Below are 20,772 nucleotides of genomic sequence, written 5' to 3' on the forward strand. Positions count from 1 at the left end.
GGTGGGGGGTGTGCCGGGGGTGCCTTGGAGGATGTCGATGAGGTTCCAGCCGGTGTGGGTCTGGATGGCGTCGGCGGTGGCGGTGAGGTGTTCGGCGAAGACGGGTGAGGTGGCGAGGAGGTCGCGGGCCATGCCCTCCCACTGCGAGCCCTGACCCGGGAACACGAACACCGTCCGGCCCTGATCGGTCGCGACACCCCGCACCACATCGGGCGACGGTTCGTCCCGCTCCAGCGCGTCAAGCGCCGCCAGCAGCGTTTCGCGCTCCTCGGCCACCACCACGGCGCGGTGTTCGAGCGTGGCACGGCCCCCGGCCAGCACCCTCGCCACGGCGTCCCGGTCCAGCTCCGGCCGCTCCTCGGCGTACGCCCGCAGCCGCCCGGCCTGCTCCCGCAGCGCCTCCGGGCTCTGCGCGGACAGCAGCCACGGCGTGGTGCCCGCCCGCCCCGCGTCCTCGACCGCTTCCTCCCCGGCCGGACCCGCCTCCGTCGCCGGACCCGCCTGCTCGACCGCAACCGCGTCGGCGGCCACGGTCGCCACGTCCTGCTCCAGGACGACATGCGCGTTGGTACCGCTGATGCCGAAGGACGACACCGCCGACCGGCGCGGCCGGTCGTGCTCCGGCCACCGGATCTCCTCGGTGAGCAGCCGGACCGCGCCCGCCTCCCAGTCGACGTGCGGCGACGGTTCGTCCACGTGCAGGGTGCGCGGCAGGACGCCGTGCCGCATCGCCTGGACCATCTTGATGATGCCGCCGACCCCGGCCGCCGCCTGGGTGTGCCCGATGTTGGACTTCAGCGAGCCCAGCCAGAGCGGCTGTTCGGCCGGGCGGTCCTGCCCGTAGGTGGCCAGCAGTGCCTGCGCCTCGATCGGGTCGCCCAGCTTCGTACCCGTCCCGTGCGCCTCGACCGCGTCCACCTCGGCGGGGGAGAGCCCGGCGTCGTCCAGCGCCTGGCGGATGACCCGCTGCTGCGCGGGGCCGTTGGGCGCCGACAACTGCCCGCTCGTACCGTCCTGGTTGACCGCCGTGCCCCGGACGACCGCGAGGACGGGGTGTCCGTTGCGCCGCGCGTCGGACAGCCGCTCCACCAGCAGCAGCCCGACGCCCTCGCCCCAGCCGGTGCCGTCCGCCGAGGCGGCGAACGCCTTGCAGCGGCCGTCCGGGGAGAGCCCGCGCTGCCGGCTGAACTCCACGAACAGGCCCGGTGTCGCGATCACCGTCGCCCCGCCCGCCAACGCCAGGTCGCACTCGCCCCGGCGCAGTGACTGCACCGCGAGGTGCAGCGCCACCAGCGACGACGAGCACGCCGTGTCGACGGTGACGGCCGGACCTTCGAGGCCGAAGGTGTACGACAGCCGGCCCGAGGCCACCGAGCCCGCGCTGCCGGTGCCGATGTACCCTTCGAGGCCGTCCGGCGCCCGGCGGATCCGGCCGCCGTAGTCCCCGTACATCACCCCGGCGAACACACCCGTACGCGACCCCCGCAGGGTGCCCGGGTCGATCCCGGCCCGTTCGAACACCTCCCAGGCGCTCTCCAGCAGCAGCCGCTGCTGCGGATCGATGGCAGTGGCCTCCCGTGGACTGATGCCGAACAGCGCGGCGTCGAACCGGTCGGCGTCGTGCAGGAAGCCGCCCTCGCGGGTGTAGCTCCTGCCGGTCCGCTCCGGGTCCGGGTCGTAGAGCCCGGCCGTGTCCCAGCCCCGGTTCTCCGGGAACGGGGAGATCGCGTCGGTGCCCGAGGCGACGACGCGCCACAGCTCCTCGGGGGAGCGCACCCCGCCGGGGTAGCGGCACGCCATACCGACGATCGCGATCGGTTCGTGCCGTTCGGCCTCGACCTCGGTCAGCCGCTGCCGGGTCTGGAGCAGGTCGTTGGTCACGCGCTTGAGGTAGTCGCGGAGCCGGGCCTCGTTCGTCATGCGACGTCAACTCTCCTCATGTGCAGGGTGATGGGGGACGCGGGCGGTCGGGCCGCTGGGATCAGTTGTCGTCCAGCTGTCCGTCGATCAGCTCGAACAGCTCCTCGTCGGTGACCTCGTCCAACCGCGCCGCGGCGGCCGGGGCGTCGTCGCCCGTGGCCGCCCCCGTGGGGGCGAGCCGGGCGAGCACGGACGCCAGCCGGGCGGCGACCTGCTCGCGCGCCTGGGCGTCGAGCGCGGCGCCGTCGACGATCGCGGCCAGTTCGTCGAGCCGGGACAGTGCCGACGCCGCCTCGCCCGGCAGCAGCCTCGCCAGCTCGCCGTGGAGGTGCGCGGCCAGGGCGGCGGCCGTCGGCTGGTCGAAGAGCAGGGTGGTCGGCAGCCGCAGCCCGGTCTCCGCGCCGAGCCGGTTGCGCAGCTCGACGGCGGTCAGCGAGTCGAAACCGAGGTCGAGCAGGCCCCGGTCGGTCGGCACCGGGCGGTTCGGCGGATGCCCCAGCACCTCGGCGATCGTCGCCCGTACCAGGTCGAGGGCGATCCGCGGCCGCTCCGCCTCGGCGGCCTCGGAGAGCTTGCGCACCCACGCGGGAGTGCCGTCGGCCGCCGCGCCCCGGTCCTGCCGCGCCGCGTCCCGCGCCGGACGCGCGGCCACGGACGGCGGCACCAGGCCCCGCAGCAGCGGCGGGACCCGGTCGGGGTCACCGAGCCGCCGCAGCGCCGAGGTGTCCAGCCGGGCGGGCACCGCCGTGGCCAGGCCGGAGGCCAGCGCCGCGTCGAAGAGGGCAAGGCCCTCGTCGGCGGTGAGCGGGGCGATACCGGTACGGGCGATCCTGGCCAGATCCGCAGCGCTCAGCCCGCCGCCCAGGCCGCCGTCCTGCTCCCACAGCCCCCAGGCGAGCGAGGTCGCGGGCAGCCCCAGAGCCTGCCGGTGCTGGGCCAGCGCGTCCAACTCGGCGTTCGCGGCGGCGTAGTTGGCCTGGCCGGCGTTGCCGATGACCCCCGCGACGGAGGAGAAGAGGACGAAGGCGTCCAGCTCCAGGTCCTTGGTCAGCTCGTGCAGCAGCCGGGCCGCTTCGGCCTTCGGCCGCAGCACCCGCGCGAACGACTCCTCCGTAAGCGCCTCCAGGGTCGCGTCGGCGGTCACCCCCGCCGCGTGCACCACCGCGCTGAGCGGGTGCGCCGGCGGCAGGCCGGCCAGCAGCTCGGACAGCGCGCGGGCGTCGGCGGTGTCGCAGGCGGCGAGGGTGGCCTCCGCGCCCAGCTCGCGCAGCCGGGCGAGGAGTTCCGCCGCGCCCGGTGCCTCGGGGCCCCGACGGCTGGTCAGCAGCAGCCGCCGCGCGCCGTGGTGGGTGACGAGCCGTTCGCTGATCAGCCTGCCGAGTGCCCCGGTGGCGCCGGTCACCAGCACGGTGCCGCGCGCCAGGGCCTGCGGCGCTGCGGCCGGCTCCGCCGGGACGGCGGCGCGGACGAGCCGGGGGACCAGCACGCGGCCCGCCCGCAGCGCCAGTTGCGGTTCCCCGGTGGCGAGCGCCGCGCCCAGGGCTTGCCGCGATGCCTCCTCCCCGTCGGTGTCGACCAGGACGAACCGGCCGGGGTGCTCGGTCTGCGCCGTGCGCGTCAGCCCCCACAGCGCGGCCTGGCCGAGGCCGGGCACGGGCTCGCCCGCGCGGACGGCCGTGGCCCGCCTGGTGGTGATCACCAGCCGGGACCCGGCCAGGCGTTCGTCCGCCAGCCAGCCGAGCAGCGTACGCAGCGTCCCGTGCGGCGAGGCGGGCTCCTCGGCGGTCAGCAGGGCGTCGCCGGTGAAGGCGCCGTCGGCGTCGGCGGCCCGCGCCGCCTCGGCGGAGGAGACCGGGGCCGGGGTCCGCTCCGTCGGAGCGGCGGACGCGTCGGGCCGCTCCGGCTCCACCCAGTCCACCCGGTACAGCCCGTTCGCCGTCCGCCGGGCCGCGACCAGCAGGGCCGGGTCCGCGTCCCGCACGGTCAGCCGGTCCACGGCGAACACCGGCGCCCCGGCCTCGTCCGTCAGCAGCAGCCCGGTGCCGCTCGGGCCGCCCGGCGTCAGCCGGACCCGCAGGGAGCGCGCGCCGGTCGTGAGCAGCCGCACCCCGGTCCAGGAGAACGGCACCGGCAGCCCGCCCGAGCCGTCCGCCCCCGCCGCCAGGGCCAGCGGGTGCAGCGCGGAATCCAGCAGGGCCGGATGCAGGGCGAAACCGGAGCCGTCCGCGCCCGGCGAGGCGGGCAGCGCGACCTCGGCGGACCAGCTGCCGTCCCCGTGCCGCCAGGCGGCCCGCAGCCCCTGGAAGAGCGGACCGTACCCGTAACCGAGCCCCGCCAGGTCCTGGTACGCCCGCTCCAGCCCGACGGGGACGCCACCGGCGGGCGGCCAGGGACCCGCCGCGGCCTGCGGCGCCCCGGGCGGGTCCGCCGCCAGCGTCCCGGCGGCGTGCAGCGTCCACGGTCCCGCCGCGCCGTCGTCGTCCGCCCGCCCGTGCACCGCGACCGTCCGGCGCCCGTCCGGGCCCTCGGCGCCGACCGCGAGCTGGAGCTGTACGGACCCCTCGTCGGGGATGAGCACCGGCGCGCTCAGCGTCAGCTCCTCCACCACCGGGGAGCCGGCCTGCCGGCCCGCGTGCAGGGCGGCTTCGAGCAGCGCGGTGCCGGGCAGGACCACCGCCCCGAGCACGCAGTGCCCGGCCAGCCAGGGGTGCGAGCGCAGCGAGAGCCGGGCGGTGTGCAGCGTGCCGCCGCCCCCGGCCAGCTCCACGGCCGCGCCGAGCAGCGGGTGGTGCGTCCCCGCGCCGGTATCCGCGCCGTCGGCGGGGCGCGCCGGGACGTCCAGCCAGTACCGCTCCCGCTGGAAGGGGTACGTCGGCAGGTCCGCCCGCCGGCCGCCGAGGCCCGCCGTGTACGTGTGCCAGTCGACGGCGCCGCCGGCCGTGTGCAGCGCGCCGAGGGCCTCCGGCAGTGAGCGGACCTCCGGGCGGTCCCGCCGGAGCAGCGGCAGCAGCACCGCGCCGTCCGGCAGCGAGTCGGCCGCCGCCGTGCTGAGCACGGCGTCCGGACCCAGCTCCAGGTAGGCGCCGATCCCGCTGTCCCGCAGCGCCAGGACACCGTCGGCGAACCGGACGGTGTTGCGGGCGTGCGAGGTCCAGTACTCCGGCGCGGCCAGCTCGTCGGGCCCGGCCACGCGGCCGGTGAGGTCGGAGATGACCGGGATGTCCGGCGTACGGAACGTCAGCCCCGCCACCACCGCGCGGAACCGCGCCAGCATGGGGTCCATCAGCGGCGAGTGGAAGGCGTGGCTGACCGACAGCCGCCGCGTCCTGGCCCCCGACTCCCGGGCCCGCCGCTCCACCTCGTCCACCGCGTCCGCCGCGCCGGACAGCACCGCGGCCCGGGGGCCGTTGAGCGCCGCGAGGGACACCCGGTCGCCCAGCCCGGTCAGCAGCTCCGCCGCCGCCCGCTCGTCCACTGCGACGGCGAGCATGGCGCCGCCGGGCGGCAGGTCCTGCATCAGGCGTCCGCGCGCCGTCACCAGGGCGGCGGCGTCGGCCAGCGAGAGCACCCCGGCCGCGTGGGCGGCCGCCACGGCGCCCACGGAGTGGCCCAGCACGGCGTCCGGGCGCACCCCGAAGTGCTCCAGCAGCCGGAAGAGGGCGGTCTCCAGCGCGAAGAGCGCGGGCTGGGTGTAGCCGGTGCGGTCCAGCAGCGCCGCCGCCGCAGACCCCTCCTCGGCGAAGGCGATGTCACGCAGCGGCCGGTCGAGGTGCGGGTCGAGGGCCGCGCACACCTCGTCGAACGCGGCTGCGAACACCCCGTACGTCGCGTGGAGTGCCCGGCCCGCTCCGGCGCGCTGGCTGCCCTGGCCGGTGAAGAGGAACGCCGTACGCAGCGCCGCCGGTACGGCCGCACCGGAGTGCGCGATCCCGCTGCGGCGCACCTCCCCGGCGCCGCCGGTGGCCAGCGCGGCGAGCGCGGCCAGGGCCTGCGCCCGGTCGGCGGCGACGAAGGACGCGCGGTGTTCGAAGGCGCTGCGGGTGGCCAGCGTCCGGGTGGCGTCGGCCAGGGCCGCCGCCGGGTGCCGCTCCAGGAAGTCCGCGATCCGCCCCGCGCGGGCCCGCAGCGCTTCCGCCGTGTGCCCGGAGAGCAGCCACGGCGTGTCCGGGGCGTCCGGCGGCGAGGCGGGCGCGGGCTCCGGCTCGGGCTCGGGCTCGGGCTCGGGCCGCTCCAGGATGACGTGGGCGTTGGTGCCGCTGATGCCGAAGGACGACACGGCCGCCCGGCGGGGCCCCGGCCGGTCGGGCCAGGGCGTCTCCTCGGTGAGCAGCGCCACGCCCCCCGCCGACCAGTCGACATGCGGGGTCGGCTCGTCGATGTGCAGGCTCCTGGGCAGCAGCCCGTGCCGCATGGCCAGCACCGTCTTGATCACACCGGCGGCGCCGGCGGCGGCCTGGGTGTGCCCGATGTTGGACTTCACCGAGCCCAGCAGCAGCGGCCGGTCGGCGGGCCGGTCCTGGCCGTAGACGGCCAGCAGCGCCTGCGCCTCGATCGGGTCGCCCAGCCTGGTACCGGTGCCGTGCGCCTCCACGGCGTCCACCTCGGCGGCCGTCAGCCCCGCCTGCTCCAGCGCCTGCCGGATGACGCGCTGCTGGGACGGGCCGCTCGGGGCGGTCAGCCCGTTGCTGGCACCGTCCTGGTTGACCGCCGAGCCGCGCAGCAGCGCCAGCACCTCGTGCCCGTTGCGGCGGGCGTCGGAGAGCCGTTCCACCAGCAGCAGCCCCGCGCCCTCGCTCCAGCCCGTCCCGTCGGCGGCCGCCGCGAACGGCTTGCAGCGGCCGTCGGGGGAGAGCCCGCGCTGCCGGCTGAACTCGACGAACGTCGCCGGGCTCGCCATCACCGTCACCCCGCCCGCGAGCGCCAGATCGCATTCGCCCTGCCGCAGCGCCTGCGCCGCCAGGTGCAGCGCGACCAGCGACGACGAGCACGCCGTGTCGACGGTCACCGCCGGGCCCTCCAGCCCGAAGGTGTACGCGATCCGGCCCGAGGCCACACTGCCGGCGCTGCCGCTGACGAGATAGCCCTCGACCTCGCCGGGCGGGTGGGCGCCCTGGTGGAGCCGGGCGCCGTAGTCGTTGTACATCACCCCGGCGAAGACACCGGTGCGCGAGCCGCGCAGGGCCGCCGGGTCGATGCCCGCGCGTTCGAACGCCTCCCAGGCCGTCTCCAGCAGCAGCCGCTGCTGCGGGTCGGTGGTGAGCGCCTCCCGGGGGCTCATCCCGAAGAACTCCGGGTCGAACTCGGCGGCGCCGTGCAGGAAGCCGCCCTCCCGGGTGTACGACGTCCCGGGGCGGGACGCGCTCGGGTCGTACAGGGCCGCCAGGTCCCAGCCCCGGTCGGCGGGGAAGCCGGACACGGCGTCGGTGCCGGACACGACCAGCTCCCACAGCTCCTCCGGCGAGGCCACCCCGCCGGGGAACCGGCAGGCCATCGCCACCACGGCGATCGGATCGCCGTCGACGGCCGCCACCGCGCGGGGCCCGGCGGCCGGCCGGTCCGCCACGGCGCCCAGCAGTTCGGTACGCAGCCGGGCGGCCAGCGCGACGGGCGTCGGGTGGTCGAAGACCAGGGTGGTCGGCAGCCGCAGCCCGGTGGCCGCGCCGAGGCGGTTGCGCAGGTCGACGGCGGCGAGCGAGTCGAAGCCGAGGTCGGTGAAGGCCCGGCCGTCCGGGACGGCGCCCGGGTCGCTGTGGCCGAGCACGGTCGCCGCCGCGCCCCGGACCAGGTCCAGCAGTTCCCGCGCGGCCTGGTCCGGCGGCAGCTCGGCCAGCCGCGCGGCCAGCCCGCCGTCCGGCGCCGAACCGGCCGCCGGGGCGGCGAGCGCGGCCCGGCGCGGCGCACTGCGGACCAGGGAGCGCAGCGGCGCGGGCACGGTGGTGCCCGGCGCGCCCAGCGCCTCGGTGGTGAAGCGCGACGCCACCAGCAGCGGATCGTCGCAGCCGAGCGCCGCGTCGAACAGGGCCAGGGCGCTGTCCGAGGGCAGCGGGGCGATGCCGGACCGCGCGAGCCGGGCCAGGTCGGCCGGCCGCAGCCGGGCCCCCATGCCGTCCGGCTGCGCCCACAGCCCCCAGGCGAGGGAGGTGGCGGGCAGCCCGCGGGCGTGCCGGTACTGCGCCAGGGCGTCCAGAGAGGCGTTGGCGGCCGCGTAGTTGCCCTGCCCGGCGGTGCCGGTGAGTCCGGTGACGGACGAGAAGAGGACGAAGGCGGCCGGTTCCAGGCCGAGTTCAAGGGTGAGCTCGTGCAGCAGCAGGGCCGCGTCGGCCTTGGGGCGGAGCACCGTGTCCAGCCGCTCCGGCGTCAGATCGGCGAGCACACCGTCGTCCAGCACGCCCGCCGCGTGGAAGACCCCGGTGAGCGGGTGGGCCTCGGGGATCGCGGTGAGCAGCCGGGTGAGGGCGGCCCGGTCCGCCGTGTCGCAGGCGGTGAGGACGGCGTCCGCGCCGAGCGCCCGCAGCCGGGCCAGCAGGGCGTCCGCGCCCGGCGCGGCGGGACCGCTGCGGCTGGTCAGCAGCAGGCGGCGTACCCCGTGGCGGGTGACCAGCCGCTCCGCGATCAGCGCGCCGAGCGCTCCGGTGGCGCCGGTCAGCAGCACCGTCCCGGCGCCGTCGAACCGGTCGGCGCCGGTCGGCGCCACCGCCGGTCGCGGTGTGAGCCGTGGCACCAGCACCCGCCCCTGCCGCAGGGCCAGCTGCGGCTCCCCGGTGGCGAGCGCGGCTGCCAGCGCGGCGGACGACGCTTCGCTGTCGTCGGTGTCCAGCAGTACGAAGGCACCGGGGTGCTCGGACTGCGCCGTCCGCAGCAGTCCCCAGACACCGGCGGCGGTCAGGCCCGCCACCGGGTCGCCCGCCGTCGCCGCCAGGGCCTCGCGGGTGACGACGGCCAGCCGGGCCCCGGCGGAACGCTCCCGCGCGAGCCAGTCCTGCACCAGCGCCAGGGCCCGGTGGGCCGCCTCGGCGGCCGTGGCAGAAGCGTCGATCCGGACCAGCTCGGTCGCCCCGCCGTCCTCGCCGGCCCCGGCGTCGGTGGCCGCCACCGGGGTCCACTCCACCCCGTACAGCGGCTCGCCGCCGACGGCCGGGGCCGCGACCAGCGCCTCGGCCGGGACGGGCCGCAGCGCCACCGACTCGACGGAGGCGACGAGGCCGCCCGCCGGATCGGTGAGGATCAGCGACACTTCGCCACCGGTCGCCCCGGCCACCGGTTCCAGCCGGAGCCGCAGCGTGTCGGCGCCGGTGGCGTGCAGCCGGACCCCCGCCCAGGAGAACGGGAGGCGCAGCGCGCCGTCCGCAGCGCGCAGCGGAAGCAGATGCAGCGCCGAGTCGAGCAGCGCCGGGTGCACCGTGAAGTCGCGTGCGCTGGGCCGCAGCTCCTCGGAGAGGGCCACGTCCGCGAAGAGGGTGTCGCCCCGCTGCCACGCCGCGCGCAGATTGCGGAAGGCAGGCCCGTACCCGTAACCCAGCGCGGCCAGCCGGCGGTAGACGTCCTCGGCATCGGTGCGCACCGCCCCCGCCGGCGGCCACACCGCGTCCGGCACCGGCGCGCCGGCCCGCTCCGGGGCCAGCCACCCGGCGGCGTACCGGGCCCAGGGCGAGCCGGTCGCCGGCCGGGCGTGGACGGCGAAGGGCCGCCGCCCGTCGGGATCGGGCGCCCCCACGGTGAGCTGGAGCGGCACGGTGGCGTCCGCCGGCAGGACGAGCGGGGCCTCCAGGGTCAGTTCGTCCACCACCGGGCTCCCGGCCCGCTCGCCCGCCCGCAGGGCCAGTTCGACGAAGAGGGCGCCCGGTACGAGCGGCGCCGCGCCCATGGTGTGGTCCGCGAGCCAGGGCAGCGGGCCGGTGCCGACCGCGCCCGCGAAGAGCAGCCCGCCGTGCTCGGCCAGCTCGACCGGCGTGCCCAGCAGCGCCCCGCCGGAGCCGCCCGCCGCGGCGTCCAGCCAGTACCGGGTCCGCTGGAAGGCGTAGGTCGGCAGATCGGCCCGGTGCTCGCCGTCGGCCCGGTCCCGGCGGCCACGCAGTACGGCGAGCAGGTCGACGGGGGCGCCCTGGGTGTGGGCGGCCGCCAGGGCGGTGAGGTACGTCCGCTCCTCGTCCTGCCGCGCCCGCAGCACGGGCACCGCGCCGGGAGCCAGCGCGGCGAGGACCGCGTCCGGACCGATCTCCAGCCAGGTGGTGACCCCCTCGGCCGTCAGCGTCAGCACGGCGTCGTGGAAGCGGACCGTCTCCCGGATCGCCCGGGTCCAGTGCTCGGGCGAGGTGACGTCACCGGTCGTGACCACCGGGATGCGCGGCGCGCGGAAGTCCAGCGGGCCGGCGATCCGGCGGAACTCGTCCAGCACCGCATCCATGTGGGACGAGTGGAAGGCATGGCTGACGGTCAGCCGGCGGATGCGGCTGCCCCGCGCGGCGAACCGGTCGGCGAGGGCGCCGGTCGGCCCGGCGTCCCCCGCGAGGACGACGGACGAGGGCCCGTTGACGGCCGCGAGGCTGACGCCGTCGGTGAGCAGCGGCAGGACGTCGGCCTCCGCGGCCTCGACGGCGATCATCACGCCGCCGGGCCGGGCCGCGCCCATCAGCCGCGCCCGGGAGGTGACCAGCAGTGCCGCGTCCGCCAGGGAGAGCACCCCGGCCGCGTGCGCGGCGGCGAGTTCACCGATGGAGTGCCCGGCCACGTAGTCGGGGGTGACGCCGTGGTGCCGCAGCAGCCGGAAGAGCGCGGTCTCGACCGCGAACAGCGCGGGCTGGGTGTAGCGGGTCTCGGCCAGCAGCGCGGCTTCGGGGCTGCCCTCCGCGGCGAAGACCACCTCGCGCAGCGGCCGGTCGAGATACGGGTCGAGCGCCGCGCACACCTCGTCGAAGGCCGCCGCGAACTCCGGGTGCGCCGCGTACAGTCCACGGCCCATCCCGGCCCGCTGGCTGCCCTGCCCGGTGAACAGGAACGCCGTACGCCCCGGACCGGACGCCGTGCCCCGGAGCAGCGCCGGATGGTCGGCGCCGGCGGCCAGCGCGTCCAGCGCGCCCAGGGCGTCGGCCGGGTCGGTGACCAGCACTGCGGCGCGGTGCTCCAGTGCGGCGCGGCCGGCGGTCAGGGTGTGCGCGACGGCGGCCGGTGCGCCGGAGCCCTCCCGGACGGCGGCGGCGAGCCGCTGGGCCTGGGCGCGCAGCGCTTGCGGGCTGTGCGCGGACAGCGGCCAGATCACCGGCCGGTCGGGCGCGGCCTCCGCCGTGGCGGGGTCGGCGGGGGCGCTCGGCGGGGCCTGCTCCAGGATGACGTGGGCGTTGGTGCCGCTGATGCCGAAGGACGAGACGGCCGACCGGCGCGGCCGGTCCTGCTCCGGCCAGGCGGTCTCGGCCAGCAGCAGCCGTACGGCGCCGGTCTCCCAGTCGACGTGCGGGGACGGCTCGTCGACGTGCAGGGTGCGGGGGAGCAGCCCGTGCCGCATCGCCTGGACCATCTTGATGATGCCGCCCACCCCGGCCGCCGCCTGGGCATGACCGATGTTGGACTTCAGCGAGCCCAGGTGCAGCGGCTGGTCACCGGTGCGCTCCTGCCCGTACGTCGCCAGCAGGGCCTGCGCCTCGATGGGGTCGCCCAGCCGGGTGCCCGTGCCGTGGGCCTCCACCGCGTCCACGTCCGAGGGCCGCAGCCCGGCGCTCGCCAGCGCCTGGCGGATGACCCGCTCCTGGGCCGGGCCGTTGGGGGCGGTCAGGCCGTTGCTGGCGCCGTCCTGGTTGACCGCCGAGCCCCGGACGACCGCGAGAATCCGGTACCCCTCGCGCCGGGCGTCCGACAGCCGGGCCACCAGCAGCAGCCCCACCCCCTCCGACCAGCCGGTGCCGTCGGCCGCCGCCGCGAACGACTTGCACCGCCCGTCGGGGGAGAGTCCGCGCTGCCGGCTGAACTCGACGAAGGTGTCCGGCCGGGACATCACCGTCACCCCGCCGGCCAGCGCGAGATCGCATTCGCCCTGGCGCAGCGCCTGGGCGGCCAGGTGCAGCGCGACCAGCGACGACGAGCACGCCGTGTCGACGGTCACCGCCGGGCCCTCCAGCCCGAAGGTGTACGCGACCCGGCCCGACACCACACTGGAGGTGTTGCCCGTCAGGAGGTAGCCCTCCAGCTCCTCCGGGGCCCGGGACAGCCGCGACCCGTAGTCGTTGTACATCACCCCGGTGAAGACCCCGGTGCGGCTGCCGCGCACCCGGTGCGGGTCGATCCCCGCCTGCTCGAAGGTCTCCCAGGCCGTCTCCAGCAGCAGCCGCTGCTGGGGGTCGGCGGCCACCGCCTCCCGGGGGCCGATCCCGAAGAAGTCGGCGTCGAACCGGCCCGCGTCGTAGAGGAAGCCGCCCTCCCGGGCGTAGGAGGTGCCCGGCCGCTCCGGATCGGGGTCGTAGAGGCCCGCGAGGTCCCAGCCACGGTCGGTGGGGAAGTCGCCCACGGCGTCGGTGCCCGAGGCGACGAGCCGCCACAGGGCGTCGGGCGAGTCGACCCCGCCGGGGTAGCGGCAGGCCATGCCGACGATCACGATCGGGTCGTCGTCCACGGCCGCGCGCCGGACCGGGGTGCCCGCCGTCGCCGCGCCGTCCGGGGCGGCGCCGGGCAGCAGGGTCAGCAGGTACGAGGCGAGCGCCTGCGGGGACGGGTGGTCGAACACGGCGGTGGTCGGCAGCCGGAGGCCGGTGACCGTACCCAGGCGGTTGCGCAGTTCGACGCCGGTGAGCGAGTCGAAGCCGAGGTCGCGGAACGCCCGGGAGCCGTCGAGGGTCGCGGGATCGGCGTGGCCCAGCACGGTGGCCACGGTCGTCCGCACCAGCTCGGCCGCCGCGCGGGCCCGTTCGGCCACCGGCAGGGCGGCGGTGCGCGCCGCCCAGGAGCCGGTGTCCCGGCCGGGCGCGGTCGGTGCCGCCGCCCGGCGCCGCGCGGTACCCGCCAGGCCGCGCAGCGCCGGCGGCAGCGGCCCGTCCGCCGCCCGCGCCCGGAGCGCGGCCGGGTCGATCCGTACCGGCACCAGCGCCGGGGCCGGGTCCGCGAGGGCGGCGTCCAGCAGCGCCAGCCCCTCGTCCGGGGTGAGCGGCGCCAGCCCGGAGCGCGACCAGCGGGCCAGCTCCGCCGGCCCCAGCCCGCCGCCCATGCCGTCGGCCTGGGTCCACAGGCCCCAGGCGAGGGAGGTGGCGGGCAGCCCGAGCCCGTGGCGGTGCTGGGCCAGCGCGTCCAGGCAGGCGTTGGCGGCGGCGTAGTTGGCCTGCCCGGCGTTTCCGGTCACCCCGGTGACCGAGGAGAAGAGTACGAAGGCGGCCAGGTCGGCGCCCCGGGTCAGCTCGTGCAGATGCAGCGCGGCGTCGGCCTTGGGCCGCAGGACGGCGTCGAGCCGCTCCTCGGTGAGGCTCTCCACCGTGCCGTCGTCGAGCACGCCCGCCAGATGGAACACCGCCCCCAGCGGCCGCGCTGCGGGCACGGCGGCCAGGGCCCGGCCGAGCGCCTCGCGGTCGGCCGCGTCGCAGGCGGCGAACCGCACCTCGGCGCCGGCCGCGCCGAGTTCCCGGGCGAGGGCGGCCGCGCCGGGGGCGCTGTCGCCGGACCGGCTCAGCAGCAGCAGATGGCGGACGCCGTGCCGGGCGACGAGGTGCCGTACGACGAGCCGGCCGAGCCCGCCGGTGGCTCCGGTGACCAGGACGGTGCGGTCGGTGTAGTCCGGGGCGGTGCGCGGCGCGGCGGGCGGCGCCGGTGCCAGCCGGGGCACCAGCAGGGCACCTGCCCGCAGGGCGAGTTCGGGTTCGGCGGCGGACGCGCCCGCGAGCGCGGCCGGGCCTTGGCCCGCAGCGAGGTCCACGTCCGCGTCCACGTCGGCCAGGGCGAAGCGGTCCGGGTGCTCCGCGCGCGCCGAGCGGACCAGCCCCCAGACCGCCCCCGCCCAGGGATCGGTGACGGTGTCGCCCGCGACGGCGGCGAGTGCCCCACGGGTGAGGAACAGCAGCCGGGACGCGCCGTACCGGCTGTCGGCCAGCCACTCCCGGACCAGCCGCAGCGTGTGCACCACCGCCGCGCGCCCTCGGGGCACCGGTACGGCGACGACATCGGGGACAGCGGCCTCATCGGCGGTGCCGTCGGCGGCCAGGTCCGAAAGCCGCTCCACCAGGACGACGCGGGCGCCGGTGGCGGCGGTGGCCTCGGGAGCAGCGGGCGTCCAGCCGATCCGGTGCGAACCGGCCGACCGGCTCCCCGCCGCCGCCAGCTCCCGGGGGTCGACCGGCAGCAGGGCGAGCGAGTCGGCGGTCAGGACCGGCCGCCCGGCCGGGTCGGTGGCCGTCAGCGCGCCACCGGACGACCAGTGCACGCGCAGCGAGGTCGCCCCGGCCGCGTGCAGTTCCACCCCCGACCAGCTGAACGGCAGCGGCAGCCCGGCCGCGCCCTCCGCCGCGCGGGCCACCAGCGGATGCAGCGCCGCGTCCAGCAGGGCCGGGTGCAGCGGATACGTCCGGGCGTCCTCCGCCAGCTCCTCGGGCAGGGACAGCTCGGCGTACAGCTCGCCGTCCAGGCGCCAGGCCGCGCTGACGCCACGGAACGCCCGCCCGTAGCCGTACCCCAGGTCGGCCAGGTGGGCATAGAGCGTCTGCGGGTCGAGCGGCGTACCACCGGGCGGCGGCCAGGCGCCCGGCTCGCCGGGCGCCGCCGTGGCCGGGGAGAGCAGGCCGGTCGCGTGCCGGGTCCACTCGCTCCCGGCCGCCGGCCGGGCGTGCACGGTCAGCGGGCGGTGCCCGGCGGCGTCCGGTGCTCCGACGGCGAGTTGCAGCTGCGCCGAGCCGGTCGCCGGCAGGACGAGCGGGGCGTGCAGGGTCAGCTCCGCCAGCCGGGGTGTGCCGGTGCGGTCGCCCGCGGCGAGCGCGAGGTCCACGAAGGCGGTGCCCGGCAGCAGCGGGCGGCCCAGGATCTCGTGGTCCGCGAGCCAGGGGTGGGTGTCGAGGGAGAGTTGGCCGGTGAGCAGCAGGCCGCCGTCTTCGGCCAGTTCCACCGCCGCGCCGAGCAGCGGATGGCCGCCCGAGGCGAGGCCGAGCCCCTCCGGGTCGGCCTGGGCGCGGGTGGGCGGCAGCCAGTGGCGGTCGCGCCGGAAGGGATAGGTGGGCAGGTCGGCGGCGGCCGGGTCGGCGGTCGGCGGGAGCGTGGCGGCCGGGTCGAAGGCGACGCCCCGCGCGTAGGTGGTGGCCAGGGCCGTGGCGAAGGTGGCCGCCTCGTCCGCGTCCGCGCGCAGCAGCGGTACGGCCCCGGGGACGAGCGCGGCGAGGACCGCCTGCGGGCCCAGCTCCAGGTAGGTGGTCACCCCGTGGCCGTCCAGGGCCTGGACGGTGTCGTGGAAGCGGACGGTGTCCCGGATTTGGCGGGCCCAGTGGTCCGGCGAGGTGGGGTCGCCCCCGGTGTGGACGGGGATGCGGGGCCGGTGGAAGGTGAGGCCCGCCGCGATCGCGCGGAACTCGTCCAGCACCGGGTCCATGTCGGCGGAGTGGAAGGCGTGGCTGACGGTCAGTTCGCGGGTCCGGCGCCCCCGGGCGGCGAAGCCGCCGGCCGCCGCCCGCACCGCCGCCGGGTCGCCGGCGAGGACCACGGAGGTGGGGCCGTTGACCGCCGCCAGGCTGACGCGCGCGTCGAGGAGCGGCAGCACCTCCTCCTCGGTGGCCTCCACGGCGATCATCGCGCCGCCGGGCCGCGCGGCCTGCATCAGCCGGCCGCGCGCGGCGACCAGCGCGGCGGCGTCCTCCAGCGAGAGGACCCCCGCCGCGTGGGCGGCCGCCAGCTCACCGATCGAGTGCCCCGCCAGGTGGTCGGGCTCCACGCCGTGGTGGCGCAGCAGCCGGAACAGCGCGATCTCGACGGCGAAGAGCGCCGGCTGGGTGTAGCGGGTCTCGTCGAGCAGGGCCGCTTCGGGCGAGCCCGCCCCGGCCAGCACCAGGTCCCGCAGCGGCCGGTCCAGGTGGCCGTCGAACGCCGCGCACACCTCGTCCAGCGCAGCGGCGAAGACGGCATGGACGTGGTACAGCCCGCGCCCCATCCCGGCGCGCTGGCTGCCCTGCCCGGTGAAGAGGAAGGCCGTACGGGCCGTCCCGGACGCCGTCCCCCGGACCAGCGCCGGATCGTCGGCGCCCCGGGAGAGCGCGGCCAGGGCCCGCAGCGCGGCCGCCCGGTCGCCGCCGAGCACCACCGCGCGGTGGTCCAGTGCCGCCCGTCCGCCGGTCAGCGCCCGTGCCACGGCGGCCGGGTGGAGGTCGGGGTGGGCCAGGACGTACGCGTGCAGCCGTTCGGCCTGTTCCCGCAGCGCCTCGGGGCTGCTCGCGGACACCGGCCACAGCACGGGGCCGTCCACGCTCCCGTCGGCCGGCCGGGCCGGGGCCGGCCCGGCCGGCCGACGGTGGTCGGGGGACTCCTCCAGGACCACATGCGCGTTGGTGCCGCTGATGCCGAACGACGAGACGGCGGCGCGGCGCGGCCGGTCCGCGCGGTCCGGCCAGACCGTGTCACCGGTCAGCAGTTCGACCGCGCCGGCCTCCCAGTCGACATGCGGGGACGGCTCATCGATGTGCAGGGTGCGCGGCAGGACGCCGTGCCGCATCGCCTGGACCAGCTTGATGACGCCGCCGACCCCGGCCGCCGCCTGGGTGTGCCCGATGTTGGACTTCAGCGAGCCCAGCAGCAGCGGCTGCCCGGCCGGGCGGTCCTGCCCGTAGGTGGCGATGACGGCCTGCGCCTCGATCGGGTCGCCCAGCTTCGTACCCGTCCCATGGGCCTCCACCGCGTCCACGTCGGCGGGGGAGAGCCCGGCGCCGGCCAGCGCCTGCCGGATCACCCGCTCCTGCGCGGGGCCGCTGGGGGCGGTGAGACCGTTGCTGGCGCCGTCCTGGTTGATCGCGGAGCCCCGGACCAGCGCGAGCACCCGATGGCCGTTGCGGCGGGCGTCGGACAGCCGCTCGACCAGCAGCAGGCCGACCCCCTCCGCCCAGGCCGTCCCGTCCGCGGCCGTGGCGAAGGGCTTGCAGCGGCCGTCGGGCGCCAGCCCGCGCTGCCGGCTGAACTCCAGGAACATCCCCGGCGTCGGCATCACGGTCACGCCGCCCGCCAACGCCAGGTCGCATTCGCCCTGCCGCAGCGCCTGGGCGGCGAGGTGCAGCGCCACCAGGGACGACGAGCAGGCCGTGTCGACGGTGACGGCCGGGCCCTCCAGGCCGAAGGTGTAGGCGAGGCGGCCGGAGGCGACGCTCGTGGTGCTGCCGGTGAGCAGATAGCCGCCCAGGCCCTCGGCGGGCTCGTGCAGCCGGGGGCCGTAGTCCTGCGCCGTCGCGCCGATGAAGACCCCGGACGCGGTGCCGCGCAGCCGGTCGGGCGCGATCCCCGCGCGCTCGAACGCCTCCCAGGCGGTGGTGAGCAGCAGCCGCTGCTGCGGGTCCATGGCCGCCGCCTCGCGGGGGCTGATCCCGAAGTGCGCGGCGTCGAAGTCGCCCGCGCCGTCGAGGAACCCGCCCTCGCGGACGTACGCCGTCCCGGGGTGGTCGGGATCGGGGTCGTACAGGCCCGCCAGGTCCCATCCCCGGTCCGCCGGGAACGGGCCGATGGCGTCCGTGCCGCTCGCCACCAGGTCCCACAGGTCCTCGGGCGAGGCCACCCCGCCCGGGTAGCGGCAGGCCATGCCGACGATGGCGATCGGCTCCTCGGCCGCACCCCTCGCACCCGCGTCCGCGCCAGCCGGGTCCGGGCCGCCGTCCTGGCCGGACAGCCGCTCGTGCAGCAGGCGTACGACGGACTCGGGCGTCGGGTGGTTGTAGACCAGGGCCGCCGGCAGGGTCAGCCCCGTCGCCGTCTGGAGGCGGTCCCGCAGTTCCAGCCCGGCCAGCGAGTCGAAGCCGAGATCCTTGAAGGCGTGCCGGGCGTCCACGGCGTCCGCGGTGACATGCCCCAGCACGATCGCCGTCTGCGTACGCACCAGGTCCAGCAGACCGCCGGTGTGCGACCGCTGCGGCGGCGCGGCCACCGGTCCCGGCGCCTCCAGGGCCGGCGCCCTGCGGACCGGCGCCCCGGCGGCCGGGACGGGCTCCGGGTCCGCCGGGGCGTCGTCCAGCCAGTGCCGTTCGCGCTGGAACGCGTACGTCGGCAGCGGCACCGCGCCGCCGCCCCGCCCGGCGAGCGCGGGCGCCCAGTCCACCCGGGCGCCGCGCACCTGCGCCCCGGCCAGGGCGGTCAGCAGGGTCAGCGGTTCGGGCCGGTCGCGCCGCACCCCGGCCAGCAGGGCGGGAGCTTCGGCCGCCGGGGCGTCGGGCCCGGCCGCCAGCGACGCGCGGGCCAGGGAGGTGAGCACCGCGTCGGGCCCCAGCTCCAGGAAGACCGAGACGCCGTCCTCGCGCAGGGTGCGCAGGCCGTCGTGGAAGCGGACCGCCTCCCGGATGTGCCGGGTCCAGTACGCGGGCGAGGCCAGTTCGGCGGCGGTGGCGAAGCCGCCGGTCACATTGGAGACCAGCGGGATGCGGGGCGTACGGAACTCCACGCCGGTGGCGATCCGGTGGAACTCGTCCAGCACCGCATCCATGTGCGGGGAGTGGAAGGCGTGGCCGACGGCCAGCCTGCGCGTGCGGCGCCCCCGGGCGGCGAACACCTCCACGACCCGCAGCACCTCCGCCTCGTCGCCGGAGACCACCACGGCGCGCGGTCCGTTGACCGCCGCCACCGCGACCCGGGCGGTGAGCAGCGGCAGCACCTCGTCCTCGGTGGCCTCGACCGCCGCCATGGCGCCACCGGCCGGGACCGCCTGCATCAGCCGGCCGCGCGCCGCGACGAGCAGCGCCGCGTCGTCCAGCGAGAGCACCCCCGACACATGCGCGGCCGTCAGCTCGCCGATGGAGTGGCCCGCGAGGCGGTCGGGCCGCAGCCCCAGCTGCCCGACGAGCCGGAAGAGGGCCGTCTCCAGGGCGAACAGCGCGGGCTGGGTGTAGCGGGTCTCCTCCAGCAGGGCGGCTTCGGGGCTGCCCTCCGCGGCGAAGGCCACCTCGCGCAGCGGCCGGTCGAGGTGCGGGTCGAGCGCCGCGCACACCTCGTCGAAGGCCGCGGCGAACTCCGGGAAGGCCGCGTGGAGTCCGCGTCCGGCCCCGGCGCGCTGGCTGCCCTGCCCGGTGAACAGGAACGCCGTACGCCCCGGACCGGACGCCGTGCCCCGGACGACCGCCGGGTCGTCCACCCCGGCGGCCAGCGCCTCGATGCCGCGCAGCAGCCCGGCGGCGTCGTCCGCCACCACCACGGCGCGTTCGTCGAACAGCGTCCGGGTCGCGGCCAGCGAGTACGCCGTGTCGAGCGGCCGGACGGCGGGAGCGCCGCCGAGCCGGTCCCGCAGCCGGGCGGCCTGCCCGCGCAGCGCCCGGCCGTCCCGCGCCGACACCACCCAGGGCAGCGGCGCGGACCCGCGCCCGCCGCTCTCCGGCCCGGCGGCGGCGTCGGGCGCCGCCGGCTCCGGGAAGGCCGGTTCCGCCACCACCACATGGCAGTTGGTGCCGCCCATGCCGAAGGAGCTCACCCCCGCCACCAGCGGCAGGTCCTCCCGGGGCCAGGGGCCCTCCTCGGTACGCACCCGCAGACCCAGTTCCGCCAGCGGGATCGCCGGATTGGGCCGCTCGAAGTGCAGGCTCGCCGGAATCCGGCGGTGGGCCACCGACAGCGCGGCCTTCAGCAGCCCCACCAGCCCCGCCGCGCCCTCCAGATGGCCCACGTTCGTCTTGGCCGAGCCCACCAGCAGCGGCGAACCGGCAGGACGCCCCGCGCCGAGGGCCGCGCCCAGGGCCGCCGCCTCGACGGGGTCGCCGACCGGCGTCCCGGTGCCGTGCAGCTCGACGTACTGGACCGCGTCCGCCGCCGTGCCCGCACGGGCGTGGGCTTCGCGGACCACCGCCTCCTGCGCGGCCCGGTCGGGGACCGTCAGCCCGGCGGAGGCGCCGTCGTTGTTGACGGCGCTGCCCAGGATCACGCAGTGGACGCGGTCGCCGTCGGCGCGGGCCCGGTCCAGCGGCTTGAGGACGACGGCGACCCCGCCCTCCCCGCGTACGTACCCGTTGGCCCGCGCGTCGAAGGTGAAGCAGCGGCCGTCGGGGGAGAGCGCCCCGAACGCCGTGCTGTCCGCGCTGCTGCCGGGGGCGAGGATCAGATTGACGCCGCCCACCACGGCCAGGTCGGATTCGCCGTGCCGCAGGCTCTCGCAGGCGAGGTGGACGGCGACCAGCGAGGACGACTGCGCCGCGTCGACGGTCAGGCTCGGGCCGGTGAGGCCCAGCACATAGGAGAGCCGGTTGGCGAGGATGCCCCGGTGCAGCCCGGTGACCGCGTGCCGGCCCGGCACGCCCCGGCGGTGGTGCAGCGCCGCGTAGTCGTCCCAGATGGCGCTTGCGAAGACCGAGGTACGGCTGCCGGCGAGCACCCCGGGGACGATGCCCGCCTCCTCCAGCGCCTCCCAGCCCAGCTCCAGCAGCAGCCGCTGCTGCGGGTCCATCGCCGCCGCCTCGCGCGGGGAGATCCCGAAGAAGGCGGCGTCGAAGCGGTCGACCTCGGCGAGGAACGCCCCCCGGGCCGGCGCCCCCGCCTGCCCCCGGTCCCCGGGCGCCGGCCCGACGGCGTCCTCACCCCGGGTGAGGAGCCGCCAGAACGCGGCCGGGTCGGGTGCCTTGGGGAGGCGGCAGGCGAGTCCGATGACGGCGATAGGTGCGGAGTGGTCGTTACGCATGGTCTGTGACGTACTCCCTCGTCGAGGACGACCCGGTGAGCACCACCCTCCCCAGC

2 protein-coding genes are annotated in these 20,772 nt (G+C 77.6%); both read right to left on the bottom strand.

The window, feature by feature from the left end; genetic code table 11:
* Positions 1-1,920 (bottom strand): type I polyketide synthase (locus tag ACIQGZ_RS28170; protein ID WP_402607181.1); only part of this gene is annotated, 1,920 nt, incomplete at its 3' end.
* Between the two features lie 61 nt (positions 1,921-1,981).
* Positions 1,982-20,716, bottom strand: a complete 18,735-nt coding sequence (locus ACIQGZ_RS28175) for an SDR family NAD(P)-dependent oxidoreductase (RefSeq protein WP_402607183.1) — start codon at positions 20,714-20,716, stop codon at positions 1,982-1,984.
* Positions 20,717-20,772 lie beyond the last annotated feature (56 nt).

Origin of the sequence: Streptomyces sp. NPDC092296 (assembly GCF_044755465.1) — a bacterium.
Classification (GTDB): Bacteria; Actinomycetota; Actinomycetes; order Streptomycetales; family Streptomycetaceae; genus Peterkaempfera.